This window comes from Pseudomonas sp. BB438, from assembly GCF_057180225.1.
The window spans coordinates 6500883-6525434 of the sequence record NZ_CM170001.1; the positions used below are offsets into that span (position 1 = coordinate 6500883).

The window sequence follows — 24552 nt, forward strand, 5'->3', positions numbered from 1 at the left end:
GCGAGCGTGCTCGCGAACAGGACTAACCGCCGACGCGGGCGTTGCGCGTGGGCTTGCCGAAACTACGTCCGGGCGTTCGTCAAACGATCAGAAGCAACCGCTCTCTCTCGCTCCAGCCGCTCAACCCAATCGCTGGATAACGAACCCGCCAGCGCCGCCGCCTCCAGCGCGCCCAGGCAATCGCCCAGGCCACGCAAGCCCATCGACCGGCAACTCCCCGCCAGCCGGTGCGCAAGGCTCGCGGCCTCCACCGCATCGTCCTGGCGCAACGCGTCCAGCAACAGCGGCCATTGCTCATCCAGCAGCTTCCACAGGCTGGCAAGCAGTTCGTTCAGCTTGTGTTCGCCCAGCAGGCGACGGTGGGTATCGAGCACCTGGCGATCCACCGGGCCGTTATCCACAGCCTCGGGCAGCAGTTCCCAGGCCACGCCGGACAGCGCGCGGCGCAGGTCGTCCAGGCGCAGCGGCTTGCCCAGCACGCCCTGCATGCCGGCCTCGAAATAGCGGCGGACCATGCCCGGCTGCACGCTGGCGGTGAAGGCATGGATCGGCGTGGTCGCGTTGAGACCATCGGACTGCGCGCGGATCGCCCGGCACAGGTCGAGGCCGGTCATCCCCGGCAGGTGCATGTCCAGCAGGATCAGGTCGAAGCGACGCGCGGCGGTGAGCACCAGCGCCGGCTCGGCGTCGTCGGCGAGTTGCACGCGATGGCCGTCGCGCTCGATCAATGCCTGGGCGACCTCGCGGTTGAGGGCAACGTCTTCCACCACCAGCACGTCCAATGCCGGCGCCTGTTCGACGGCCACGCTGCCGCGCGGCACCACGCCCGGCGCCAGCTCGACCTCGAACCAGAAGGTGCTGCCCTCGCCCTCCCGGCTCTCCACGCCGATCTCGCCACCCATGGCTTCCACCAGCCGCTTGCTGATCGCCAGCCCCAGCCCGGTGCCGCCGTAGCGCCGCGCGACTTCGTCGCTGGCCTGGGTGAAGCGCTGGAAGATCTTCTCCTGCTGCTCGGCGGAGATGCCGATGCCGTCGTCGGTCACGCTGAAACGCAGGCGCTGGCCGGCGGCGCTGTCCTGCAGCACGACGACTGCGAGCAGCACCTCGCCCTCCTCGGTGAACTTCACCGCGTTGGCCAGCAGGTTGCTCAGCACCTGGCGCAGGAACTGCTCGGCGCCGCGGCAGCCGTCCTGCACCTGAGGCTCGACGCGCAGGCGCAGGCAGGTGCCGTTGTCCTCGGCACGCGGCTCCAGCAGGGTCACCACATCATCGAGCAGGTGGCGCAGGGAGAAGTCCACCGGCTCCGGCTGGCTGGCGCCGTCTTCCAGCTTGGCGAAGTGCAGGACTTCATTGAGGATCGCCAGCAGCCCTTCACCGGCTGTGGATAACGCGTGCAGGCGGCGGCGGTCCTGCTCGCCCAAGGGCGCCGCGCGCAGCAGCTCGGCCATGCCGAGGATGCCGTTGAGCGGGGTACGGATCTCGTGGCTCATGGTGGCGAGAAAGCGACTCTTGGCGCGGTTGGCGGCCTCGGCTTCCTCCTTGGCGCGACGCAGGCTGGCGGTGCGCCGCTCGACCCGGCGCTGCAGCTCGTCGCGCTTGCTCTGCAGGGCTTCGCGGTCGGCTTCGCGCCGGCGCAGTTCGGCACGCAGGGCGCGGCGCAAACCATCGAGGGCATCGGCAACGGTGTCGATCTCGTCCTCTTCGCCTGAGCGTTTTTTAGCCAGCGCCAGCTCGGTGCCCAGGTCGCCGCCGGTGAGCCCCCGGACGAAGTCAGCCATCGCGCGCAGGTGGCGGGTGACCAGGCTGTGGAACATCCAGCTCAGCGCCACCGCCAGGCCGCAGAGGAATACGCTCATCCACAGCAGGCTGGCGAGCCCGCCGTGGAGCAGGCGCCAATACACGGCGCCCAGGTCGATGCTGATCTCCAGCTCGCCCAGGTCGCGGCGCTCGCCGTCCGGTGGCTGGAAGGCCAGGGCATAGCGCTCGACCCGGAACGGTCCGCGCTTGTCGTCTGCATCCTGCACCAGATTGAAATCGGCGCTGCGCAGGCGCACCTGAGCGATGTCCGGGAAGTCGGCCAGGCCGTGCAGCTGCACGTTGAGCTGTTCCTGGTTGAGGTCCCACAGGCTGCGCTCGAAGCTGGCCAGATAGCCGACGCGGATCAGCTCCAGGCGCGCATCGATGTCGCGCATCTCGCGGCGGTATTCGAAGTACAACTGCACGGCGCTGGCCAGCACGGTGAAGCACAGGCTGAACAGCAGCACCCGCAGCAGCAGGCGCCGGGCCAGGCCGCCGGGCAACCTCAACGCGGTACTCCGTCGCCGGCGAGCGTGGCGCGGTAGTCGTGCTCGCTCTGTTCCAGCCAGCGGGCGACGCTGCCGTCCTCCACACGCTTCTTCAGCACGGCGTCGATCTCGTCCATCCGCGCGGCCAGCGGTGAATGCCGCGAGACGGCGATGCGCAGGTAGTCCACGGTCAGTGGCCGGGGCAGCGCGACGATGTCCTGGCCACCGGCCAACTGCTCGGCGAACAGGGTGCCGGTGCGCCGCTCGTGGGCGATGAAGTCGATGCGCTGGCGGATCAGCTTGCCGAAGTTCTGGCGGCTGTCGGAGACCCATTCGACGTTGCCGTGCTCGGCGATGAAGCGGTCGAACTCCGGCCCGTAGCTCTCGCCGAACAGCAGGCCGCCACGGTAATGGGCAAGGTCGCCGAGCTGGTCGAAACGCACCGGCTTGCGCCGGTTGTAGAAGATCGCCACGTCCTCGCGCAGCACCGGCACGCGGGAGAACAGCAGGCCGTCGTCGCGCTGCGGCGTCTGGTAGGCGAGTACCACGTCGACCCGCCCCTCGGCCGCGTCCAGCAGGCAGCGCTTCCAGTTGCCCAGCACCACGGTCTTCACCTCGTAGCCCAGCTCGCCGAGCACGCTGCGCACGGTCTGCGGCGCCAGCCCGCGCACTTCATGGCCGTCGCTCCAGGAAATGGGTGGGTAGACGGGGTAGTCGCAGTAGCGGACGGATTGGGCGGCCTGGGTGGCGGTGCAGAAGAGCAGGGACAGCAGGACGAAAAAAAGAGGCAGAAGGTATCGGAGCGGAAGCTGCCCTTTCCCTAGCCCTCTCCCTGAAGGGAGAGGGGACTGTCCTGCGCCCCCCGCAATCACTGTGCTGACTCAGGCGTCGGCGGGCGTGGCGGTGAACAGGTAGCCGGCGCCGTGGATGGTGATGATCAGCTCGGGCTCGGCCGGGTCGTCGCGCAGCTTGCGGCGCAGGCGGCCGACCAGCACGTCGATGGAGCGGTCGTTGGGCAGCCACTCGCGGTTGCGGATCTGGTCCATCAGCTGGTCGCGGCTCAGAGTGTGACCAGTGTTGCGCAGGAACACGCAGAGCAACTGGAACTCGCCGTGGGTCAGCGGGGTTTCGCTGCCATCGCGGTCGACCAGGCGGCGGCGGTCCGGGTCCAGCGTCCAGTGGGAAAAGCGCTTGTGGTTCTGCCGGCTGCCGTGGGCGGGCGCGGCGACAGGTTGGCGGGCATGGCGTACGCGGCGGATCAGGTTCTTCGCGCGGGACACCAGCTCGCGGGGGTTCAGCGGCTTGATCACATAGTCGTCGGCGCCGCATTCGAGGCCGACGATGCGGTCGATGTCGTCGTTGCGCCCGGTGATCAGGATGATGCCGACTTCCGACCGCACGCGCAGCTCGCGGGTCAGGGTCAGGCCGTCCTTGCCGGGCAGGCGGATGTCGAGCATCACCAGGTCGATGGGCTGGTCGGCCTGCTCGGCTTCGACGAGGGTCGCCTCGGCCTGTTCGGCGGTGCCGGCGCAAAGCACGTCATAGCCTTCCTCACCGAGGTAGGCCTGGAGGAGCTCGCGAATCACCGGATCGTCGTCGACGATCAGTACACGGGAAGTCATCGCAATACCCTGCTGAAGCCGCCGCTCGTGACGGGGCCATTCTTGTTATGCGTGGAGGTAGAGCTGTAGGAACTGTCCTGCAGATGGCGGCAGGTTACCGTCCGCTGAACAATCGATCAACAGACTCCCGACGCCCGACTGAAGCGCTGTCGGCCGCCGTACTGGAGGCCATCCACCCAGGCCTCGCAGATCTGCATGCCCTGCTCCGGGGTGAAGGTGTTGGGATTCAGGCCAGACTCCAGCCACAGGCCATCGAGCAGGGCGCTGAGGGCAATGGCGGCCAGTTCGGCATCGAATTCAGCCCATTCCTGCTCCGTCGCCAGCTCGTTCAATGCCTGCGTCAGCAGCGCGCGGTACTCGCCGTAGGAGTGGTCGTGGGCCTTGTTGATTTCCTCGGCAGTCTTCACCGCGCCCCAGAACGCCAGCCAGGCATCCAGCAGCTGGGGGTCGAGCAACTCGGAGGAGAACGACGCGCGGAAGAAGGCCGACAGCCGCGCCCGGGCATCCGGCGCCGCCTCGGCGATGGCTTCGCGCAGCAGCTGCATGACCCGCCCGGTGACGGTCAGGTAGGCCTCGGCCACCAGTTCGTCCTTGCCCGAATAGTGGTGGTTGATCAGCCCCACCGAGACCCCGGCCTCGGCGCAGATCTTGCGTATGGACGCGCCCTGGAAGCCGTGGCGTTTCAGGCACGCGAGGGTGGCCTCGATCAGCAGCGCCTTGCGCTGCTCCGGCTCCAGTCGGGTAAAGCGGACTTCCTCGTTCATGCCTGGCTCCTCAGGTTTCAGGTGGCCAATCTGAACGATTGTTCGACAGGACGCCAGCCTTACCTACCCGTTCGGGGAATGGCCGGCAAACCGGCCCTGGCCGAGAGTGGCTTCATCCGCGACATCTCCAATCCATAACAAAATCAAAGGTGGGACTGACATGCAGAAAACGCTCGCAGCAGTACTCAGCGCGGCGCTGGCGACCTTGCCGGCACTGGGTCACGGGGAGGATGCCGCCGGCGCGAAAACGCTGCGGCTGTACAACTGGACCGACTACATCGGCGAACACACCGTCGCCGATTTCGAGAAGGAAACCGGGATCAAGGTGGTCTACGACACCTTCGACTCGTATGAGACCGTGCAGGGCAAACTGCTGCCCGGCCGCTCGGGCTATGACCTGGTGGTGCTCAACGCCGCCCTGGTACCGCCGCTGCTCAAGGCGGGTGTCTTCCAGCCGCTGGACAAGTCCAGGCTGCCCAGCTGGAACAACCTCGATGCGGACGTGCTCAAGCACCTGGACCACTACGATCCGGGCGTGAAGTACTCGGCGCCCTACACCTGGGGCAGCAACGGCATCACCTACAACATCGACAAGATCAAGCAGCGCATGCCCGACGCGCCCATCGGCTCGCTGGCGATGCTGTTCGATCCGAAGATCGTGTCGAAATTCGCCGATTGCGGCGTGACCATCATCGATTCGCCCACCGACGTGATTCCGCTGGCCCTGGCCTACCTCAAGCGCGACCCCAACAGCGCGCTGCCCGAGGACCTCAAGGCTGCCCAGGACCTGCTGCAAGCGATCCGCCCGTACATCCGCAAGTTCGACTCCACCAGCTACCTGAACGGCCTGGCCAACGGCGACCAGTGCATGGCGATGACCTGGTCCGGCGACTACGCCACCGCCCAGGCCCGCGCCGACGAAGCCGGCGCCAAGGTCAAGCTGGGCTACTTCGTGCCCAAGGAGGGCTCGCTGATCTGGTTCGACGACTTCTACATCCCGGCCGACGCGCCGCACGTGGAAAACGCCCACAAGTTCATCGAGTACATGCTGCAGCCCAAGGTGGCCGCCGGTGTCGCCGACTACATCCGCTACGCCTCCAGCAACGCCGCCGCCACTCCGCTGCTGGCCGCCGAAGTGCGCAACGACCCGGCGATCTATCCCGACGCCGAGACCCGCGCCCGGCTGTTCACCCAGAAAGTGCAGAACCCCAAGGCCACCCGCCTGATCACCCGTACCTGGAACGCGGTGAAGACCGGGACCTGATGGCGCAAGACCCAAAGCCCCCTCTCCCCAGCCCTGGCTGCGCGCCCCGCTCCGAAGGGAGAGGGGGCCAAGCGGAGTCGCCGCAAATCACGGCGGCATCCTGAACGTAACGAGCAACACGATCCACAAGGAGGTTCGGAGTCCCCACGCACTCCGAACAGTCCCCTCTCCCTGAAGGGAGAGTTAGGGAGAGGGCAGAACGCCCAGCCGAATAACGAAAGTCCGAGGTAAAGCAGATGACCACCCCAACCCCAGCCTTCTTCGCCCAGTTCAACGACGAGCAGCTGGTCGCCGCCGACAAAGCCCACTACATGCACGGCTACCACGTGTTCGACGATCACCGGGTCAACGGTGCGCTGAACATCGCTGCCGGCGAGGGCGCCTACATCTACGACACCAGGGGCAATCGCTACCTGGATGCCGTGGGCGGCATGTGGTGCACCAACATCGGCCTGGGCCGCGCGGAAATGGCCGACGCCATCGCCGACCAGGTACGCCAGCTGGCCTACTCCAATCCCTTCTGCGACATGGCCAACGTCACCGCCATCCAGCTCTGCGAGAAGCTCGCCGAACTCGCACCGGGCGATCTGGACCACGTGTTCCTCACCACCGGCGGCTCCACCGCCGTGGACACCGCCTACAGGCTGATCCAGTACTACCAGAACTGCCGCGGCAAGCATGAGAAGAAGCACATCATCAGCCGGATCAACGCCTATCACGGCTCGACCTTCCTCACCATGTCGCTGGGCGGCAAGGTCGCCGACCACCCGGCGGAGTTCGACTTCCTCAAGGACGTCATCCACCACATCTCCTGCCCCAATCCCTACCGCGCGCCGGAAGGGATGACCGAAGGCGACTTCCTCGAATTCCTGGTGAAGGAATTCGAAGACAAGATTCTCGAACTGGGCCAGGACAAGGTCGCCGCCTTCTTCGCCGAGCCGATCATGGGCTCGGGCGGCGTGATCATCCCGCCCAAGGGCTACCACCAGCGCATGTGGCAGGTGTGCCAGAAGTACGACGTGCTCTACGTCGCCGACGAGGTGGTGACCTCCTTCGGCCGCCTCGGCGCCTTCTTCGCTTCCGAGGACGTGTTCGGCATGCAGCCGGACATCATCACCACCGCCAAGGGCCTGACCTCCGGCTACCTGCCGCTGGGCGCGTGCATCTTCTCCGACCGTATCTGGAAGGTGATCGGCGAAGCCGACAAGGGCCGCTGCTTCGCCCACGGCTTCACCTACAGCGGGCACCCGGTGAGCTGCGTCTCGGCGCTGAAGAACATCGAGATCATCGAGCGTGAGAACCTGCTGGAGCACGTGAAGGACGTCGGCGGCTATCTGGAGCAACGTCTGCAGGAGCTGGCCGACCTGCCGCTGGTGGGCAGCGTGCGTTGCCAGAAACTGATGGCCTGCGTCGAGTTCGTCGCCGACAAGCGCAGCAAGGTGCTCTTCCCCGAGGCGCTGAACATCGGCGAGAAGATCCACCTGCGCGCCCAGGCCAAGGGGCTGCTGGTGCGGCCGATCGTGCACCTGAACGTGATGTCGCCGCCGCTGACCATCACCCGTGCGCAGGTCGACGAGATCGTCGACACCCTGCGTGAGTCGATCCTCGAGGCCGCCGAAGACCTCAAGCGCAGCGGTGATTACGCGGGGCACTGATGATCGATCCGAGGATTTTGCCTACACCCCGGCAGCCCTTTAGACTGCCGGACATGAGCGAATCCCAGGCGCTGAGCGAAACCTCCGACGCACCGGCCCTGCATGCCTGGCATGCGGGGCTGGCACGCGCCCTGGCCAGCGTGGGCGAAGTCGTCTTCGTCGAACGCCTGGCCGATGCCCTCGGCTGCCTGGTGCCGGTGGAATCGGTGATGCTCGGCCTGGAACAGCGCGGCCAGCCACCGCAGCCGCTCTACCATCGCGGCGTCCACCCGGAACATCACGAGGCGCTGGTCGATCGCTACTACGCCCGCGGCTACCTGCTCGACCCCTTCTGCCTGGCCATGGAAGACGGCCTCACCGAAGGCTTCTACCCGCTGGCCGACATCGCGCCGGACGACTTCTTCGCCAGCGAGTACTACAAGACCTACTACCTCAAGTTCGGCTGCACCGAGGACTGTCACTTCATCATCGACCTGGGCGAGGCGCGCAAGGTCTCGCTGTGCCTGTACCAGGGCGAGAGCGGCGCGCGCTTCAGCGAAACCCAGCTGGACCTGCTGGCCACCGCCCTGCCGCTGGTGCGAGAGCTGTTCCGCCAGTTCGAACGCAATGGCGGGCTGGACCTGCTACTGGCCGGACGTGGCGTGAAAGTCAGTGCGCCGGACGACCAGGCCCCGCTGAACCGGCACATCCGCGCCGCCTTCATGAATTTCGGCGCCGACCGGCTCACCGAGCGCGAACGGGAGATCGCCCACCTGCTGCTGCGCGGTCACTCGGTGAAATCCAGTGCGCGGGTGCTGGATATCTCGCCGGAAACCGTGCGCATGCACCGCAAACACCTCTACACCAAGCTGGCGATCAATTCCCAGGCCGAGCTGTTCTCGCTGTTCATCGACTGGCTGACCGGAGGCGTGAGCGCGGCCTGACACCCGCCGCTCCCGCGGCGCGCACGACGGTACGGTTTTCGATACCAACCGATGCGGCGAAGCACCCGGAAATCTGCCAACCTATGGCAATTCCCGCTGTCTGACCCGTGCCCCACCACCAGGAGAGCTACCCGATGCCCCGCCGCTGGCTACCCGCCTTGCTGTTGGCCGCCGCCCTGCCGCTGCACGCCGCCGAATCCAAACCCACCTACGGTCCGGAACTGGAGCGTTTCAATTACGCCTACCCGGTCGGTCACTACAGTTTCGCGTCCCAGGGCCATCACATGCACATGGCCTACATTGACGTGAAGCCCAAGAAGCAGCCCAACGGCCGCACCGTGGTGCTGCTGCACGGCAAGAACTTCTGCGCGGGCACCTGGGAAACCACCATTGCCGCCCTGAGCGATGCCGGTTACCGCGTGGTAGCGCCGGACCAGATCGGCTTCTGCAAGTCCACCAAGCCCGAGCGCTACCAGTACAGCTTCCAGCAGTTGGCGACCAACACCCACGCCCTGCTCGATCACCTGAAAATCGGCAAGATCACCCTGCTGGGCCATTCCACCGGCGGCATGCTCGCCACCCGCTACGCGCTGATGTACCCACAGCAGGTGGAGCAGCTGGCGATGGTCAACCCCATCGGCCTGGAAGACTGGAAGGCGTTGGGCGTGCCCTACCGCACCCCGGACCAGTGGTACGAGCGCGAGCTGAAGACCAGCGCCGAGAGCATCCGCCAGTACGAGCAGGCGACCTACTACGCCGGCCAGTGGAAGCCCGAATACGACAAGTGGGTGAACATGCTTGCCGGCCTGTTCAACGGCGCCGGCCACGAGCGCGTGGCGTGGAACTCGGCGCTGCTCTACGACATGATCTTCACCCAGCCGGTGGTCTATGAATTCGGCCAACTGAAGATGCCGACCCTGCTGCTGATCGGCACCAGGGACAACACCGCCATCGGCAAGGACCTGGCCCCGGACGACCTGAAACCCAAGCTGGGCAACTACGCCGAACTGGGCAAGGCGACCGCCAAGGCCATCCCCAACGCGACCCTGGTGGAATTCGACGACATGGGCCACGCGCCGCAGATCCAGGACCCGAAGCGCTTCCATGAGGCGCTGCTCAAAGGGCTGGCGGATCTCAAGCACTGACCTGCATGGCCCTGTAGAAGCGCCCCAAGGGCGCGATCGCGGGCATGGCCCGCTCCTACAGGACGCTCGCCAACAAAAACGCCGGCTCCCCTCGCAGGGAGCCGGCGTTTTTCATTCGGGCGAAGAATCAGCCCAGGTTCTTGCCCAGCAGCGCGTGGTACAGCTCGCTGTCGCCGAGCACGCCGACGACGCGGCTCTGCTCCTGCAGGACCAGCTTGTGGCCGGTCTGGTAGCGGATCTGCAGCGCGTCGCGCATACGGATGCTGACGTCCACCAGGGTCGGCTCGTGCTTGAGCTTCTCCACCGGGTCGCCCGGGCGCCATTGCTGCAGGTCGATGATGTTGCTGCCCTGGCGCGCGGTCTTGATCTGATTGGTCTCGGTCAGGCCCAGCCAGCAGTCGCGGCCCTGGTCGAAGCACACCTCGTCGGCCTGGCGGCGGCACTGGTCCAGCCCACGCATCAGGCTGGAGCCACACAGCACGTTGAGCGGATTGGTGTGGGCGACGAAGGTGCGCACGTAGTCGTCCGCCGGGCTGAGCACGATTTCCTCGGGCTTGCCGTGCTGGATGATGCGGCCGTCCTTCATGATCGCGATGCGCGTACCGATCTTCAGCGCCTCGTCCAGGTCGTGGCTGACGAAGACGATGGTCTTGTGCAGCTGGCGCTGCAGCACCAGCAGTTCATCCTGCAGCTGCTGGCGGATCAGCGGGTCCAGCGCGGAGAAGGGTTCGTCCATCAGCAGGATGTCGCCATCCATGGCCAGCGCGCGGGCCAGGCCGACGCGCTGCTGCATGCCGCCGGAGAGTGAGTCCGGGCGCTTGTCGCGCCATTGCGACAGGCCGACCAGCTCGAGCTTCTCGTCGATTACCTTTTTCCGCTCGTTCGCCGGGCGGCCCTGCATCTCCAGGCCGAAACCGATGTTCTCGGCGACGGTCAGCCAGGGCATCAGCGCGAACTTCTGGAACACCATGGCGATGCGCTTGGTGCGCATGGTCTTGAGCGTCGCCGGCGAGCAGCTGGCGATATCCACCTGCTGGCCCTCGTGCTCGATCAGCAGCTTGCCGCGGCTGACCCGGTTGAGGCCGTTGATGCAGCGCAGCAGGCTGGACTTGCCCGAGCCCGACAGCCCCATCATCACGCAGATCTCGCCGCGATTGACGTCCAGGCAGGCATCCTCGACACCCAGCACCTGGCCGGTGCGCTTGAGGATCTCCTCGCGTCCCAGGCCCTGGTCCAGCAGCTTGAGCGCTTCCTTGGTGTGGGTGCCGAAAATCACATCCACATGTTCGAATCGAATCGCCGACATAGTACTTACCTCCCCCGCAGCGAACGTTGCTTGCACACCCGGTCGAGCAGGATGGCGAGCAGGACGATGGCCAGACCGGCCTCGAAGCCGAGGGAAATGTCCGCCGTGTTGAGCGCGTTGACCACCGGCTTGCCGAGGCCATCAGCACCCACCAGCGCGGCGATAACCACCATCGACAGCGACAACATGATGCATTGGGTGATCCCCGCGCCGATGCTCGGCATGGCGTGCGGCAGCTCGATGCGCGTCAGCAATTGCCAGCGCGAGCAGCCGAAGGCCTTGCCGGCGTCCATCAGTTCCGCCGGCACGTCCTGGATACCCAGGCAGGTCAGGCGGATGGGCGCGGCGATGGCGAAGATCACCGTGGAGATCAGACCCGGCACCACACCCAGGCCGAACAGGGTCAGGGTGGGGATCAGGTAGACGAAGGTGGGCACCGTCTGCATCAGGTCCAATAGCGGCCGGAGTGCGGTGTAGAACCAGGGCTTGTGCGCCGCCAGGATGCCCAGCGGCACCCCGATGGCGATACACACCACCGTGGCGAAGATCACCTGCGCCAGGGTCTCCATGGTTTCCTGCCAGTACCCCAGGTTCAGGATCAGCAGCAGCGAGGCCAGGGCGAATACGGCAAGTCCCCAGCTGCGCTGGATGTAGAACACCAGGAAGACCATCAGTGCGATCAGCGCCAGCGGGTTGAACCAGAGCAGGCTGTTGGTGACGCCGTGGATGAGGAACTCGAGGGTGTCGGAAATCTTGTCGAACACCGACGCGCCGTGTTGCGTGAGCCAGTCGACGAAGGCGGCGATATGCTCGCCCAGCGGTAGCTTGTGGTCAGTCAGAAACATAATGCGGGCCCATCAGAAGCTTGAGGAATCGGCCAACGGCAATTACTTCGGCTCTTATTTCGCGAATGCCACCTTGGCTGCCGCCAAGGCCGGTTTGCCGTCACGGGTGGTCACGCCGGCGAGCCAGGCGTCGAGCAGTTCCGGATGGTCCTTCAACCAGGCTTTTGCCGCTTCTTCGGGCTTCTTGCCCCCGTTGAGCACGGCGTCCATGAGTTTGTTTTCCATGTCCAGGGTGAAGGTCAGGTTGCTCAGCAACTTGCCGACGTTGGCGCATTCCTGGACGTAGCCCTTGCGAACGTTGGTGTAGATGGTCGCGCCGCCGTAGTTGGGACCGAACACGTCGTCCCCGCCTTCGAGGTACTTCATCTTGAAGCGGGTGTTCATCGGATGCGGTTCCCAGCCCAGGAACACGATCCACTGGTTGCGACGGTCAGCACGCCCGACCTGCGACAGCATGCCGGCCTCGCTGGACTCCACCAGCTTGAACTTGCCCAGCCCGAACTGGTTCTTGTCGAGCATGCCCTGGACCAGGCGGTTGCCGTCGTTGCCCGGCTCGATGCCATAGATCTTGTTGTCGAGCTTGTCGGCAAACTTGGCGATGTCGGCGAAGGACTTCAGCCCGCCGTCATAGGCGGCCTGGGTGACGGCCAGGGTGTACTTGGCGCCCTCGAGGTTGGCTTTCACCGTCTCTACCGAGCCATTGTCGGCGTAAGGCTTGATGTCGTTGGCCATGCTCGGCATCCAGTTGCCGAGAAAGACGTCGAGATCCTTGTTCGCCAGCGACTTGTAGGTCACCGGCACGGACAACATGGTTACCTTGGTGGTATAGCCAAGCGACTCAAGCACCTGACGGGTAGTAGCGGTGGTCACGGTGATGTCGGTCCAGCCGACATCGGAGAAGCGAACCGTGCCGCACGACTCAGGTTCAGCGGCCTGAACCACCAGCGGCGCACCTAGGGACACAGCCAGCAGCAAAGACTTGCAACCTTTCATGAGCGTACTCCTCTGCGGGGTTGGGGCGCCGGCGCGGCCCCTTTGGGGCGCGGCGGTCGGAATTATGGTTGGGGCCTGGGGCGGACCCTTTTGTTGTCATTTCGTAAACGATCATGGAGCAGGAAAATTTCGTCGCATACCGGGTGGGTCGCATCCAGTGCAGGCGAAGTCGTATTCAGCACCAGCCATGTCGCATCCAGTGGAAAGGCCCGTTTCCAGCGACTTCCAGAGGCCCGGATCAATCCATGGCGGCGGTTTTCTGGCCCCCTGGCGCCACGCCCGATGAGCTCGGAGCGACACCCTGCAGCCAGCTGTCCTGTACCTGCGGGTTGGCCTTGAGCCAACTCTTGGCGGCCTGGCGGGGATTGCGTCGCTCGTTGAGCACCGCATCCATCAGCTGGTTCTCCATCGTCAGGTCGAATTTCAGGTTTTTCAGCAGCCGCGCGACATTGGGGCACTCCTGAAGATAGCCTGCTCTGACGTTGGTGAAGACCGTCGCACCGCCATAGTTGGGACCGAAGTAGGAATCCCCTCCCTCCAGATAGTTCATTTGGAGTCGGGTATTCATCGGGTGCGGCTCCCATCCCAGGAACACGATGGGCTGCTTCAAGGCCCCGGCTCGCTTGACGTACGCGAGCATGTCGGCCTCGCTGGACTCCACCAGCTTGAAGTCGCCCAGGCCGAAGGCTTTTTCCCTGATCATCTTCTGGATCAGCTGGTTGCCGTCGTTGCCCGGCTCGATGCCGTAGATGCGTCCGCCCAGCTGCTCCTTGAATTTTGCGATATCGGCAAACGTCTTCAGGCCCGCCTCATAGGCGTAGCGCGGCACGGCCAGCGTGTACTTGGCGCCCTCGAGGTTGGCTTTCACCGTCTCTACCGAGCCGTTGTCGGCGTAGGGCTTGATGTCACCCGCCATGCTCGGCATCCAGTTGCCGAGGAACACGTCGATCTTCTTCTCCGACATCGCCTTGTAGGTGTCCGGCACGGACAGCCGCACCACTTGCGTGCGGTAGCCCTGGTGGCTGAGCACCAGACGGGTCACCGCGGTAGTCACGGTGATGTCGGTCCAGCCGACATCGGCAAAGCGCACCACGGCGCAGGATTCGGGTTCGGCGGCGCGCACAGCGCCCGGTAGTACCACGGATAACGCCAACAGCGACGACACAAGACTCTTCATGAGACCAGCCTCTGACTGCGGAGAATGGGGGTGGACACGGGCGAACGCGGCCGTTCGTCGGTGGCGGATCATGGAACAGCACAACCGCCCACGCCTATCGACCGGTCGTGGTTCGCGGCGCTGGCGTCGTAAAGAGGCAAGCTTTCGTCGGCCCCGGAACAGGCAGCCCCGCGCCCTGCCCCGTCCGGGCACGCGCGCGGCGTTATTGGATACGGCCGCGTCGCCGATGGACGCAGCCGGCGCCGGACTTGGGTCGATCATGGCCGGGCATCGCGGGCACAGGGACGTGCCTACTCATCCCCTTCCTTCATGGATGTGCAGCTCGCCCGGAGTCCGGCATGGCAATCAGTGTGTTCGACCTGTTCAAGATCGGTATCGGCCCTTCCAGCTCGCACACGGTCGGCCCCATGCGCGCCGCCGCGCTGTTCGTCGGCGCCCTGCGCGAGCGGCAGATGCTCGAACGCACCAGCCGCGTGGAAGTCCGCCTGTACGGCTCGCTGTCCGCCACTGGCGTCGGCCACGGCACCGACCGCGCGGTGATCATGGGCCTGATGGGCGAATGGCCGGACCGCATCGACCCGCGCCAGATCGAGCCGCGGATGGCGGCCCTGCGAGAATCCGGCGAACTGCTGCTGGCTGGCAACCGGGCGATCCCCTTCGACTGGATCCGCGACATGCGCCTGCTCGAAGAGAATCTGCCCTACCACCCCAACGCCATGCGCCTGACCGCCATCGAAGGCGACCACGTACTGCACAGCGACACCTACTACTCCATCGGCGGCGGCTTCGTGGTCGACGAGGAACAGGCCGCCTCCGGCAGCCTCGATACCGACAACACCGTGCTGCCCTATGACTTCGCCAGCGCCGCTGAACTCCTCATGCTCTGCCGCCGCCACAACCTGCGCGTGTCCGAGCTGATGATGGCCAACGAGCGCATGTGGCGCAGCGAAACCGACATCCGCGAAGGCCTCAAGGTCATCTGGCAAGCCATGCGCGACTGCGTGAACAACGGCCTGAGCCAGGAAGGCGTCCTCCCCGGCGGCCTCAACGTCCAGCGCCGCGCCGCGCGCCTGCACCGCAACCTGCAGGAAATCGGCAAGCCCAACGTCATCGGCTCGACCCTTTCCGCCATGGAATGGGTCAACCTCTTCGCCCTGGCGGTCAACGAGGAAAACGCCGCCGGCGGGCGCATGGTCACCGCGCCCACCAACGGCGCGGCCGGCATCATCCCGGCGGTGCTGCACTACTACATGCGCTTCAACCCCGACGCCACTGACGACGACGTCACCCACTACTTCCTGGCCGCCGCCGCCGTCGGCATCCTGTGCAAAAAGAACGCCTCCATCTCCGGCGCGGAAGTCGGCTGCCAGGGCGAAGTCGGTTCCGCCTGTGCCATGGCCGCGGCCGGCCTTGCCGAAGTGCTCGGCGCCTCTCCCGAACAGGTAGAGAACGCCGCCGAAATCGGCCTGGAGCACAACCTCGGCCTGACCTGCGACCCGGTCGGCGGCCTCGTCCAGGTGCCCTGCATCGAACGCAACGCCATCGCCGCGGTGAAGGCCATCAACGCCGCGCAAATGGCCCTGCGCGGCGACGGCCAGCACTTCATCAGCCTCGACCAGGTGATCCGCACCATGCGCAACACCGGCGCCGACATGCACGACAAGTACAAGGAAACCTCGCGCGGCGGATTGGCCGTCAGCATCATCGAGTGCTGACCCGCAATCGACCACGCCAGCCACGGCGCGCCCCCTGATGGCGCAAACGGTACGCCCGTCCCGACGGCACCTGAGGCGTTACCGTTCCGGTCACAGCACCGCCGGCCCTGTGACCGGTGAGTGCTACCAAAAACCCCAGGCCACGATCCATGCGCATTTGCGACCTTCGAGGCGTCGCAATCCAGGCCTGCAAAAACGGCATTCCCATGCCGTTTTCTTTTTTAATTGAACGCCCATTCAACCTAGGCACGGCATTTGCCTTGTCATAGGCAGCGAGAACAGAGGAACAGCCCGGGCCACCCCCCGAGGCTGATTCCCGAACAGAACAACAAGCATAAGAAACGCCTCCCGTGAGGCGACTGTGACTAGCGTGAGGTGACTGAATGAACGCGTTCAACCCCGGAGTTCCCCCGCAAAACCGAGCTCCGCAGTCCATCGGCTTCCTGCTGCTGGACAACTTCACCCTGATCTCCCTGGCTTCGGCGGTTGAACCGCTGCGCATGGCCAACCAGCTGTCCGGACGCGAACTCTACCGCTGGCACACCCTGAGCCTCGACGGCCGCCAGGTCTGGGCCAGCGACGGCCTGCAGATCACCCCCGACGCAGCCTGCGACAGCGCCCCGCAGATGGACACCCTGATCGTGGTCGGCGGTGTCGGCATCCAGCGCAGCGTCACCCGCGAACACACCACCTTCCTCCAGGCCCAGGCGCGCCTGGGCCGCAAGCTCGGCGCCGTGTGCACCGGCAGCTGGGCCCTGGCCCGCGCCGGCCTGCTCGACGGCTACGACTGCTCGGTGCACTGGGAATGCCTGGCCGCCATGCAGGAAGCCTTCCCCCGCGTCGCCATGAGCACCCGCCTGTTCTCCATTGATCGCAACCGCTTCACCTCCTCCGGCGGCACCGCGCCGATGGACATGATGCTGCACCTGATCGGCCGCGAGCACGGCCGCGAGCTGTCGGCGGCGATCTCCGAGATGTTCATCTACGAACGCATCCGCAACGAGCAGGACCACCAGCGCGTGCCGCTCAAGCACATGCTTGGCACCAACCAGCCCAAGCTGCAGGAAATCGTCGCGCTGATGGAAGCCAACCTCGAGGAGCCCATCGACCTCGACGAACTGGCCGTCTACGTCAACGTCTCGCGCCGCCAGCTCGAGCGCCTGTTCCAGAAGTACCTGCACTGCTCGCCGTCTCGCTACTACCTGAAGCTGCGCCTGATCCGCGCACGCCAGCTCCTGAAGCAGACCTCGATGTCGATCATCGAAGTCGCCTCGGTATGCGGCTTCGTCTCCACGCCGCACTTCTCCAAATGTTACCGCGAGTACTTCGGCATTCCGCCGCGCGACGAGCGCCAGGGCCAGCCGATCGGCCAACCGGTCATGGTCATGCCCATCCCGCAGGATCTGGCCCTCATGCCCAACTCCTCGGCCATCTCGGCCCTCAGCCAGGCCCAGGGCGAATCCACCTTCGCCAGCGTGCGGGTGCTCTGAGGCGCGTTCTCCGAAACCCGAAGGGAGGCCCGACGGCCTCCCTTTTTTCATGCCTGTGACGCATTGCTCCGCATCATTCAGATTCGTCTGAATCGCAAACCGACCTGAATCCCGCAGTCTCCGAAACGTCGGCCATATCCGGCGAGCCTCGGAGCCACGGGACACATGGAAACCGCCCTCGACTACCTGGCCCAGCGAACGCGGGAGCTATATCGCACGGCCATCGAACTGAACCACACGACGCTGACCGGCCTCCAGCTGCTGCGTCAGCTCGAACGCCTGCGCCCGGAAATCTTCGACGTCAGCCGCCAACTCGCCGACCTCCTTGGCGAACAGACCGACGCGCTCGCCCAGGCCAGGGCCGACAAGGCGCAAAGGCTCATCCTCGCCCTCCACCGCCGGCTGCTCGGTGGCTACTGGCACCTGCTGCGGACCCGCCGCGCCGAGCGCAAGACGGCGGCTCTGCTGATGCAGCGCATGGTACGCAGCCTCCAGGAAATCCACTTCAACTGGCTGCAGAACCAGCATCCGCCGCCGCCCGGCCTGTGGAACCTGATGCACCAGCTCTACTGGCGCGCCCTGCGGCTGGAGGTTCAGCACCTGCCCATCAACGACGGCGAAGCCTTCGAGCCGCGCAGCCAGACCGTCGCAGGGGGCTACCTGCACTGCCTGCTCATCGCCGGCTCCCGGCCGCTGGAGATACCCGCGCAGAGCCTGCCGGCGCTGATCGAATCCACCCAGGTATTCGCCTCCATCGTGCACATCCAGCCGGAACAGCCGGGCAATACCTGGCGGCTCGAACGCGAGAGCGACCGTCCCTTCCTCGACCCGGACGCCGTAAGCAGCACCAGCGGCCTCGCCCTGAAGCTCGACGAATTGCTGGACATGCTCAAGCGCTTCGTTGCGACCAGCCACGGCGACGCGGGTTTCGATCTCAACGTCCATCTGCTCGCCTGCTGGGACGCGACAGACGCGAGCCCCTGGCAGGTCTGCCGAGGCATCCCGGCCCTGCTCGCCCACCTTGGCGTTGCCGACGACGCCGGCCTCGACGCCCGTCACTTCCAGCGCCAGCCACACGAGAGCGACGTCTGGTCTCAGCACTCCGGTGTTCGCGGCGGACTGGACGAACTGGTCGCCCACCGGGACGACATCGAGTTCACTCGCACCGCGCCCAAGCCCAGCGCGCCGAACACACTGCAGCTGGAGCAATCTCGCACCACCGGGCAGCACTTCAGCGGGCACTGGGAGGACTCGCCGCCACCGGCGGTTGGCGAACTGCTCGGCGTCCGGCCATCCCCCCAGGAGTCCTGGCGCCTGGCACAGGTGGAAAGCCTGCGCCCGCTCGGCGGCGACCGCTATGAACTGCGCGGCGCCTGGCTGTCCGCACAACCACGACCGTGCCGTCTCAGGCTGCGCAGCAAACTACAGGAAAGTGCGCCTCGCCACGCCGTGCTGCTGCCCGACGCGAACAACCTGCGCGTCGTCTGCCCGACACTCCCCCTCGACGCCGGGCGAAAAGTGACGGTAGAGGAGCAAGGTCGACGCTACCTGGCCTTGCTGGGAGACCCGGTTGGCGACACCTTCCCCCTCAGCCCGCTGGAAGTGGCAGCCGACCTGCCTTAAAGGCAGAGCGGTACTAGGAGCGATCACAATGCATTGGGACAGATTTATTTTTCTGCACTCTAATTCGGACTCACCAGACAGTTTTAGAGCAGAAAAATAAATATTTCTCCTTTTAAACTTTCGGTATTTTATCCAACTTAGCTCTTTAGCTTTTCACAGAAATTTTCCAATATTTCTCTCACGGGAGGAGATGCTTCATCCAGTAAGGAAGAAACCCTGAGCAATAAATCTTCTTGTTCCCGCCTCCCCAGTTTTGATGGATCCACCAGCCTCAGCGCATCAAAACAAGAAATCAGCAAATCCTCATCACTTGTATTTAAAATACGCAAAATCACTTCAACTTCATATGCAACATGCAAATCCCCCAAGCATTCTACCAGCCTTTTTTTCCAGAAATCATCCTTACTTTCTAATTCAATTAAGAGCCGCGCCCAGTCACCCTTATCAAACTTTCTCAAAATACCAGAAGTTTCTGAAATAGCACAATCATACCAATAATCACCGGGATTTCTCTCCAGCGCAAAGTCAAATATGCAACTTTCAAAATCACTATACATTCTAAAAAATTAGGAAAAATAAATCTGTCCGCTTTTTCCGTCCTCTTTCCTTTTTCTTACTAATCATCAGAGACGTTAACTCTGACATGACCTATTCCATCATATTCGGAAAAATTTTTAAAGCTTGGCCTCAACATTCCAGAATCAAGGACCAAAAAAGGGGACAGATTTATTTTCTGTACTCTAATCCCGACTCGCCAGCCACTTTTAGAGTGGAAAAATAAAATTGCATTTTTTGTCTAAAAAATCGTTTCGCACTGGATGCTAAAGATTTCCACCCCATCCAAAGCCGGTAAAATCCGTGAAATATACCAGCTAAAATCAGGAATCCTATCAACCAACAAAACCCGATTAATCGAAAGTGAAAATGAAACCAAATCTCTTGAGATTAAAAACTCTCCACCAACATCATTGCTTAAAACCAGCGTGATACCGGCCTTTCCAATTTTTCTTGTTTCATCTAAAAAATCTAAAATATCAAACCTTTTTAAATCCCACACGACCCACTCATATTCATCAAAACCGTTTTCTGGTAGAAACATCACCTTCCCACCAAACCCAACTTCCCAACCAAAACCGATCAGCTTATTTAAGATCTCGCTCGGGTCTTGACCTCGGGCGAAGGAGATATCAATGCTCGCCTGCACAGACATAGTTAGTACTCCTTGAAGGGTATACCTTTCTTGCTCAGCCAATCCTTGACATGCTGAGGAATTGGGGTATTGGAATGAACCTCATATGAAGCCCCTTATAAAGGAAAAAGGGGACAGATTTATTTTACGTACTCTAACCCTGACTCCGAGCCCAGCTTTAGAGTAGAAAAATAAATCTGCCCCCTTTTCGCCCTATTCTCTAAACTTAATATTTCAACACAACCAAGATCACCCCATTGATCTCTAACCCCACGCCAGTCAGATGCGTTAGACGTACAACGCCTGAACGAGTAGTGTTAGCAATAGAGCTGCTAGCAGCCTCACCAGCTGTTGCAGTTCCTTTTGCATCTTAGCTATTCCCTTCTTCGGTAAACCACTCTCCCCGACTCAGCGAGCACAGGCAAAACCTGATCACCAACAATAATTTCATACCGGCATTTCAAGTTAGAATCTTGATATGCTGTATATTGGCAAACGACATCCTCGATCTCGTCCACGTCATCTTCGATATCCTTTTCCAGATAGAAACTTAGGACCCAACCACCATCATCACAGGACAAAGCAACCATTCTGAAGTTTGATGAAATCGCACCGACTAGAGCTTGAACAAGCATGAGCACTTGAAAGTTCCATTCATTCAAGCTAAATCCAGTGCTCATTTCTGACTCCAGTTAGGGTTAGTTGGTACGATACTAGGGCTTTTCGTTCCCTTGATAATAAAACATTAGTTGGCTGATCGATTATAACCACACCAACGTTGACGTTTGCTCCAGTTACCCCCTCAAACTTCACAACAGGGAAGCCTTGGAAAAAGGGGACAGATTTATTTTATGTACTCTAATCCTGACTCCCCAGCCAGTTTTAGAGTAGAAAAATAAATCTGTCCTCTTTTCTCTGTCCCCTTTTCTCTGCGAGGCGGCGGATGTCGCCACTGCGGTGAGAGCAACGTTGGCCCAACCAGCCGATACGGCAGTGGTGGTGGTCACACCGGCAGCAGTGACGGTGGTAGTTCCTACCGCTGCCATGGCTGAGCCAGACCCTGCCAGACCCTGCCAGACCCTTTTCGGTCTTAACAGATCACCGATCATGCCTTTCTGCGAAAAATTATGGCGAAAGCTCTCTCACCATATTTCTTATTTTGCTCCACTTCTTCACTATATATGTTATTGATAGAAAAACGCAGACTGACGGTAAAATCCACTTTAACATAACAACCTGCTTACTTTCATCGACATCCATTAAAACCATCACCCCACCCATCAAAGAATATACAAAAAAAGGACAAGTGAAAAAACAATCAAAAAAAACATTGCATAAATCAGCCATCTAGTGGCAACCATACTATTTCCCTCCGAAATCTTGATCCGAATAGACACTACCGAACTCATACCCCTTCCTTCCAACACCAAACAGGTAGACAGCGCCTGCCGTGCCGTATGGAGTTTTTGCATTCAGCACTGGGATGAAGTAATTATTATCCGAACTTTTTACTAGTGCGAAAAAGAGTGCGAAAAAGGAGACAGATTTATTTTCTGTACTCTAACTCGGGCTCAACGGGCAATTTTAGAGTAGAAAAATAAATCTGTCCCCTTTCCGGTCCCGACAGTAAGTTTTAGAGTAGAAAATATCTTCTCCCTTTTTTGCCTTAAACTTTTTTAATTTTGCATCCCACTATAAGGATCTTCTACAGTATCCCTCAACTCTTCTACTGCCTCATGAATTTCTGCATATACGTCAGGAGATGTCTGGCCGGGGTCAATTTCACTTAAGAATCTAAGAACCCGCCCAAGCCCCAGTCTCGAAACTATAGCAACCGTCGTCTCTGCTGACTCGATACATCGGCCATCCCACAGTGCAATTAAGGTATCTGCCACTGAAGACTTTATATCATCATTCAGAGCACAATAAGTATTCCATTGCCTATCACTCAATTCCAAAAAAGCCTTAAGTGCATTCTCCTTGGATAAACTTCCAGACTTTAAACGTTTCAGCACGTCTAAAAACTCAACCTTTATATCTTCCGCGGGCATGGACTCCGGCAGATCTTGATAGTAACTAGAAGATTTCATTTCTCAAAAATCCACCGGGATATGTGTCAAATTAGTAAAAAAGTAAAAAAGAGGACAGATTTATTTTTCGCACGATAAATCCTGACTCGCAGCCAGTTTTAGAGTAGAAAAATAAATCTGCCCACTTTTCGCGCCTAGATTTCGTCTCGGCAACTTATCCAAAACGTCTGCTCAAATATTTCCTGTATCTCTCAGGAGATGAATCTATAAGCTGAGTAATATTCAGATGCTCAGCAGAATACTCGTCAACAACTGCTTCAACAAAGTAGTACTGCTCTCCAGGCATGCTGCTCAACTCATTAACGCTAGCTCTTAACAGATTCGCCATCTCGTCAATAGAGATCTTATGCGAAACATAACGCGCCAACTCTTCGTATGCCGAGATATAAAGCTCATCATTAACAACACCTTCGACGCCATTAAACTCCTCAAGAATTTCAACAAGCTGCTCCGAGGAAAACAGCTGCAAGGAGAGAATCCACGAAATAAAATTTAAAAACGCCTCAGTACTGGAGAGCATTATCCAAATCCTTTACTCGCGAGCATAATCAACATCTCTTTGGCTGTAGGGATACGAACCTGGAGGTTGGTTGTCCGCATTTCTTACAAAATTATTCAACCGAGTCTGAACTTCTCGAGCTTTTTGCTCATGAGAAGCTTCAGATAGCAGGTCCCCTGTTTGCTTTTCGTACCTCAATGCGTCTGCTACTCCTCCATTACCCACCCGCGTACCGGTTTTGTCCTTTCCGAAGTAGGAAGTAAGTATCTTTTCCAACTGAGGACTATCGGCTTGCTTATACATAGGGCCGAAACCACCAGTGTAACCTTTTGAACTGACCTCACCTGCTCCCGCACCTGCTGCCCCCAACCTTAGGAATTTACCCAAAACACCCGCAATACCAAGACCCAAAGCTTCACCGCCCATCGTCTCGGCCCAAGCCTTAATGAACTCATTTGCTGGTTGAGCACCGTCATAGCCAACACCCTGAGCCAGATCACGCTGGGCCTGAGCCATTTCTTCGGCAGTTGCTCCGTTCTTGACCATGTAGTCATTCAGGGAGCTAGCAGCCTGGCCGTAACTCATCAGTCCAGGCGGAGTTCCTTCACCAAGGAAGTTGTTCTCAACCGCCGTCTTACCCGCTCCGGCCGCCGCCACAACCCCGGCGCTATCCCCCGTGGCCAAGCCACCCGCCATCCCCGCTGCGAGGGTAGAAAGGGCGGAAACGATCTGCCGTTCACTCTCTGTCAGGTCTTCGGGCTTCTTGTTGGGGTATACCGTGGTCGCAATCAGCTCACCCGTCGCCGCCCCCGCTGCGCCGGCTACACCGGAGTTGCCTTGGGCGTTTGCCACGATGGCGCCGAGTACCGCCTGGGCCATGATGCGGGCGGTGTTGTTGTCACCAGTCTGCTTCTTGATCAGCGTCGCCACGTAGGGCGCTGAGGCCCCCGCCACGGCACCACCGATGTCGCCACCGGCCAGGTACTGCAGCGCAGCCGTGACGGCCTGCGCCGCCTTCTGGTAGTCGCTGCCCGTGCCGTACTCGCGCATCACATCCTGGTAGCCCTTGGAGTTGACCAGGGCCTCGTTGTACTGCTTGACGTCATCGGCCGAGGCACCCTCACCCGGTGGGTATTTGCCCTCTTTCTCCAGCGCCTTGCGCCCTTCCTCCTTCGCCTTGATCTCGCCGTTGGTGCGGATGATGTCCATCGACTGCCGGCCGATGTCGGCGATCAATTGCACTTCCTGCAGGCGGCGCTGCTCCTTCTCTTTGTCGAAGATGGGGCTGATGCTGCCGTTGGCGTGCTCGACGTCGCGGCTCAGACTGGCGACATCCTGCTGCTGGGCTTCGCCATTGCGGATATCGATGGTCCCGGCGGAGATGGCGGAGCGGGTGGTACCGCTGTCGCTATCGCTATGGGTGTAGGCGGTGACCATGCCGTTGGGCATATTGCCGAAGAAGGCGCTGCCTTCGTTGCCGCCAGTGCTCGCGCTGATGCCCTGTTGCTGGGTCTTGTAGTCGGCCTCGTTGCGGATATCGCGCCAGCCGAGGGTGTCGGTGCTCAGGCGGTTCTTGTCGGCGCTGGCGGTGCTGGAGATGACGGCGCCGTCGAGCTGGGTGTGCTTGCCGACGTCAATGTCATAGCCGCCCTTGCCGGCGTAGAGCCCGGTCTGCTCCTGCACGCTGTCGTAGTTGGAGTGGATCTTGCTCTTGTCGACCGAGAGGCTGGCGCTGCCGCCAGAGCCGATGATGGCGACGCTGACGCCGGCGCTGACGTTCTTCTGCTCGGACTGGTACTCGTCGGTGTCCTGCAGGCTGCGCAGGGTGAGGTCGCGGCCGACCTTGGCGGTGATCTGCTCGCCACTGACCTGGGCACCGATGAGGCTGGTATCGCGGCCGCTGACGAGGGTGACCTGGCGGCCGAACTAAAAAGGGACAGATTTATTTTCGACACTCTAATACTGAC

The 24552-nt window shown here is 61.5% G+C and carries 21 protein-coding genes and 1 pseudogene; 7 read left to right on the forward strand and 15 right to left on the reverse strand.

The window, feature by feature from the left end:
- Positions 1–62: 62 nt before the first annotated feature.
- The 4 genes from AC1ZV1_RS29865 to AC1ZV1_RS29880 all read right to left on the reverse strand — a co-directional run bounded on the left by AC1ZV1_RS29865 (position 63) and on the right by AC1ZV1_RS29880 (position 4671).
- The gene (locus tag AC1ZV1_RS29865) at positions 63–2306 is read right to left on the reverse strand and encodes an ATP-binding protein (protein WP_484294905.1); all 2244 of its coding nucleotides are present in this window, start codon (positions 2304–2306) and stop codon (positions 63–65) included.
- Positions 2303–3076, reverse strand: a complete 774-nt coding sequence (locus AC1ZV1_RS29870) for a substrate-binding periplasmic protein (RefSeq protein WP_484297673.1) — start codon at positions 3074–3076, stop codon at positions 2303–2305. The genes AC1ZV1_RS29865 and AC1ZV1_RS29870 overlap by 4 nt, the downstream gene beginning before the upstream one ends.
- A 90-nt stretch (positions 3077–3166) precedes the next feature.
- Positions 3167–3913, reverse strand: a complete 747-nt coding sequence (locus tag AC1ZV1_RS29875) for a response regulator (RefSeq protein WP_484297674.1) — start codon at positions 3911–3913, stop codon at positions 3167–3169.
- A gap of 110 nt (positions 3914–4023) precedes the next feature.
- Complete coding sequence (locus AC1ZV1_RS29880) at positions 4024–4671, reverse strand: TetR family transcriptional regulator C-terminal domain-containing protein (RefSeq protein ID WP_484294906.1); 648 nt, start codon at positions 4669–4671, stop codon at positions 4024–4026.
- 160 nt (positions 4672–4831) lie between these two features.
- On the opposite strand from AC1ZV1_RS29880, the gene AC1ZV1_RS29885 reads away from it, so the two are divergent.
- The 4 genes from AC1ZV1_RS29885 (at position 4832) to AC1ZV1_RS29900 (ending at position 9658) form a co-directional block, all read left to right on the forward strand.
- A complete protein-coding gene (locus AC1ZV1_RS29885; RefSeq protein ID WP_484294907.1) occupies positions 4832–5935 on the forward strand; it encodes a polyamine ABC transporter substrate-binding protein in 1104 nt (367 codons plus the stop codon).
- Positions 5936–6171: 236 nt separating this feature from the next.
- The gene (locus tag AC1ZV1_RS29890; protein ID WP_484294908.1) at positions 6172–7590 is read left to right on the forward strand and encodes an aminotransferase; all 1419 of its coding nucleotides are present in this window, start codon (positions 6172–6174) and stop codon (positions 7588–7590) included.
- Between the two features lie 53 nt (positions 7591–7643).
- A complete protein-coding gene (locus AC1ZV1_RS29895) occupies positions 7644–8513 on the forward strand; it encodes a helix-turn-helix transcriptional regulator (protein WP_484294909.1) in 870 nt (289 codons plus the stop codon).
- Positions 8514–8647: 134 nt separating this feature from the next.
- Positions 8648–9658 (forward strand): alpha/beta fold hydrolase, encoded by a 1011-nt coding sequence (locus tag AC1ZV1_RS29900; RefSeq protein WP_484294910.1) that lies wholly within the window; start codon positions 8648–8650, stop codon positions 9656–9658.
- A 127-nt stretch (positions 9659–9785) separates the two neighbouring features.
- Here the strand turns inward: AC1ZV1_RS29900 and choV are convergent, their stop codons facing one another.
- The 4 genes from choV to AC1ZV1_RS29920 all read right to left on the reverse strand — a co-directional run bounded on the left by choV (position 9786) and on the right by AC1ZV1_RS29920 (position 13979).
- Positions 9786–10964, reverse strand: a complete 1179-nt coding sequence (choV, locus tag AC1ZV1_RS29905) for a choline ABC transporter ATP-binding protein (RefSeq protein WP_484294911.1) — start codon at positions 10962–10964, stop codon at positions 9786–9788.
- A 5-nt stretch (positions 10965–10969) separates the two neighbouring features.
- The gene (gene choW, locus AC1ZV1_RS29910; protein WP_015479715.1) at positions 10970–11809 is read right to left on the reverse strand and encodes a choline ABC transporter permease subunit; all 840 of its coding nucleotides are present in this window, start codon (positions 11807–11809) and stop codon (positions 10970–10972) included.
- Positions 11810–11863: 54 nt separating this feature from the next.
- Complete coding sequence (locus AC1ZV1_RS29915) at positions 11864–12802, reverse strand: choline ABC transporter substrate-binding protein (RefSeq protein ID WP_484294912.1); 939 nt, start codon at positions 12800–12802, stop codon at positions 11864–11866.
- A 238-nt stretch (positions 12803–13040) separates the two neighbouring features.
- Positions 13041–13979 carry a choline ABC transporter substrate-binding protein gene (locus AC1ZV1_RS29920; protein WP_484294913.1) on the reverse strand — a complete coding sequence of 313 codons (939 nt, stop codon included), beginning with the start codon at positions 13977–13979 and terminating at the stop codon, positions 13041–13043.
- A 338-nt stretch (positions 13980–14317) separates the two neighbouring features.
- Between AC1ZV1_RS29920 and AC1ZV1_RS29925 the strand changes: the two genes are divergently transcribed.
- The 3 genes from AC1ZV1_RS29925 to AC1ZV1_RS29935 all read left to right on the forward strand — a co-directional run bounded on the left by AC1ZV1_RS29925 (position 14318) and on the right by AC1ZV1_RS29935 (position 18807).
- Positions 14318–15694 (forward strand): L-serine ammonia-lyase, encoded by a 1377-nt coding sequence (locus tag AC1ZV1_RS29925; protein WP_484294914.1) that lies wholly within the window; start codon positions 14318–14320, stop codon positions 15692–15694.
- 383 nt (positions 15695–16077) lie between these two features.
- Positions 16078–17184: a choline metabolism transcriptional regulator GbdR gene (gbdR, locus tag AC1ZV1_RS29930; RefSeq protein ID WP_024766695.1), complete on the forward strand. Its 1107-nt coding sequence runs from the start codon at positions 16078–16080 to the stop codon at positions 17182–17184.
- A 165-nt stretch (positions 17185–17349) separates the two neighbouring features.
- Positions 17350–18807 (forward strand): hypothetical protein, encoded by a 1458-nt coding sequence (locus AC1ZV1_RS29935; protein ID WP_484294915.1) that lies wholly within the window; start codon positions 17350–17352, stop codon positions 18805–18807.
- Positions 18808–18944: 137 nt separating this feature from the next.
- Here AC1ZV1_RS29935 and AC1ZV1_RS29940 read toward each other — a convergent pair whose 3' ends face one another.
- From AC1ZV1_RS29940 to AC1ZV1_RS29970, 7 genes and pseudogenes are all read right to left on the reverse strand, one after another.
- A complete protein-coding gene (locus AC1ZV1_RS29940; protein WP_484294916.1) occupies positions 18945–19364 on the reverse strand; it encodes a hypothetical protein in 420 nt (139 codons plus the stop codon).
- 239 nt (positions 19365–19603) lie between these two features.
- Positions 19604–20017 carry a hypothetical protein gene (locus AC1ZV1_RS29945; protein WP_484294917.1) on the reverse strand — a complete coding sequence of 138 codons (414 nt, stop codon included), beginning with the start codon at positions 20015–20017 and terminating at the stop codon, positions 19604–19606.
- A gap of 353 nt (positions 20018–20370) precedes the next feature.
- Positions 20371–20676: a MafI2 family immunity protein gene (locus AC1ZV1_RS29950; RefSeq protein WP_484294918.1), complete on the reverse strand. Its 306-nt coding sequence runs from the start codon at positions 20674–20676 to the stop codon at positions 20371–20373.
- A gap of 996 nt (positions 20677–21672) precedes the next feature.
- On the reverse strand, positions 21673–22086 hold the full coding sequence (locus AC1ZV1_RS29955) for a hypothetical protein (protein WP_484294919.1): 414 nt from the start codon (positions 22084–22086) through the stop codon (positions 21673–21675).
- A 154-nt stretch (positions 22087–22240) separates the two neighbouring features.
- The gene (locus AC1ZV1_RS29960) at positions 22241–22606 is read right to left on the reverse strand and encodes a hypothetical protein (protein ID WP_484294920.1); all 366 of its coding nucleotides are present in this window, start codon (positions 22604–22606) and stop codon (positions 22241–22243) included.
- Positions 22607–22618: 12 nt separating this feature from the next.
- The gene (locus AC1ZV1_RS29965; protein ID WP_484294921.1) at positions 22619–24268 is read right to left on the reverse strand and encodes a VENN motif pre-toxin domain-containing protein; all 1650 of its coding nucleotides are present in this window, start codon (positions 24266–24268) and stop codon (positions 22619–22621) included.
- Between the two features lie 153 nt (positions 24269–24421).
- A pseudogene (locus tag AC1ZV1_RS29970) lies at positions 24422–24466 on the reverse strand (hypothetical protein); the annotation flags it as partial.
- Between the last annotated feature and the right edge of the window lie 86 nt (positions 24467–24552).

What these genes read in the sequence shown, in the direction of transcription:
- choW (WP_015479715.1), bottom strand. Translation starts at nt 11,809, where the DNA reads ATGTTTCTGACTGACCACAAGCTACCGCTGGGCGAGCATATCGCCGCC.
- AC1ZV1_RS29890 (WP_484294908.1), top strand. Translation starts at nt 6,172, where the DNA reads ATGACCACCCCAACCCCAGCCTTCTTCGCCCAGTTCAACGACGAGCAG.
- AC1ZV1_RS29935 (WP_484294915.1), top strand. Translation starts at nt 17,350, where the DNA reads ATGGAAACCGCCCTCGACTACCTGGCCCAGCGAACGCGGGAGCTATAT.
- choV (WP_484294911.1), bottom strand. Translation starts at nt 10,964, where the DNA reads ATGTCGGCGATTCGATTCGAACATGTGGATGTGATTTTCGGCACCCAC.
- AC1ZV1_RS29895 (WP_484294909.1), top strand. Translation starts at nt 7,644, where the DNA reads ATGAGCGAATCCCAGGCGCTGAGCGAAACCTCCGACGCACCGGCCCTG.
- AC1ZV1_RS29955 (WP_484294919.1), bottom strand. Translation starts at nt 22,086, where the DNA reads ATGAAATCTTCTAGTTACTATCAAGATCTGCCGGAGTCCATGCCCGCG.
- AC1ZV1_RS29920 (WP_484294913.1), bottom strand. Translation starts at nt 13,979, where the DNA reads ATGAAGAGTCTTGTGTCGTCGCTGTTGGCGTTATCCGTGGTACTACCG.
- gbdR (WP_024766695.1), top strand. Translation starts at nt 16,078, where the DNA reads ATGAACGCGTTCAACCCCGGAGTTCCCCCGCAAAACCGAGCTCCGCAG.
- AC1ZV1_RS29925 (WP_484294914.1), top strand. Translation starts at nt 14,318, where the DNA reads ATGGCAATCAGTGTGTTCGACCTGTTCAAGATCGGTATCGGCCCTTCC.
- AC1ZV1_RS29950 (WP_484294918.1), bottom strand. Translation starts at nt 20,676, where the DNA reads ATGAGCACTGGATTTAGCTTGAATGAATGGAACTTTCAAGTGCTCATG.
- AC1ZV1_RS29940 (WP_484294916.1), bottom strand. Translation starts at nt 19,364, where the DNA reads ATGTATAGTGATTTTGAAAGTTGCATATTTGACTTTGCGCTGGAGAGA.
- AC1ZV1_RS29880 (WP_484294906.1), bottom strand. Translation starts at nt 4,671, where the DNA reads ATGAACGAGGAAGTCCGCTTTACCCGACTGGAGCCGGAGCAGCGCAAG.
- AC1ZV1_RS29960 (WP_484294920.1), bottom strand. Translation starts at nt 22,606, where the DNA reads ATGCTCTCCAGTACTGAGGCGTTTTTAAATTTTATTTCGTGGATTCTC.
- AC1ZV1_RS29915 (WP_484294912.1), bottom strand. Translation starts at nt 12,802, where the DNA reads ATGAAAGGTTGCAAGTCTTTGCTGCTGGCTGTGTCCCTAGGTGCGCCG.
- AC1ZV1_RS29945 (WP_484294917.1), bottom strand. Translation starts at nt 20,017, where the DNA reads ATGTCTGTGCAGGCGAGCATTGATATCTCCTTCGCCCGAGGTCAAGAC.
- AC1ZV1_RS29900 (WP_484294910.1), top strand. Translation starts at nt 8,648, where the DNA reads ATGCCCCGCCGCTGGCTACCCGCCTTGCTGTTGGCCGCCGCCCTGCCG.
- AC1ZV1_RS29885 (WP_484294907.1), top strand. Translation starts at nt 4,832, where the DNA reads ATGCAGAAAACGCTCGCAGCAGTACTCAGCGCGGCGCTGGCGACCTTG.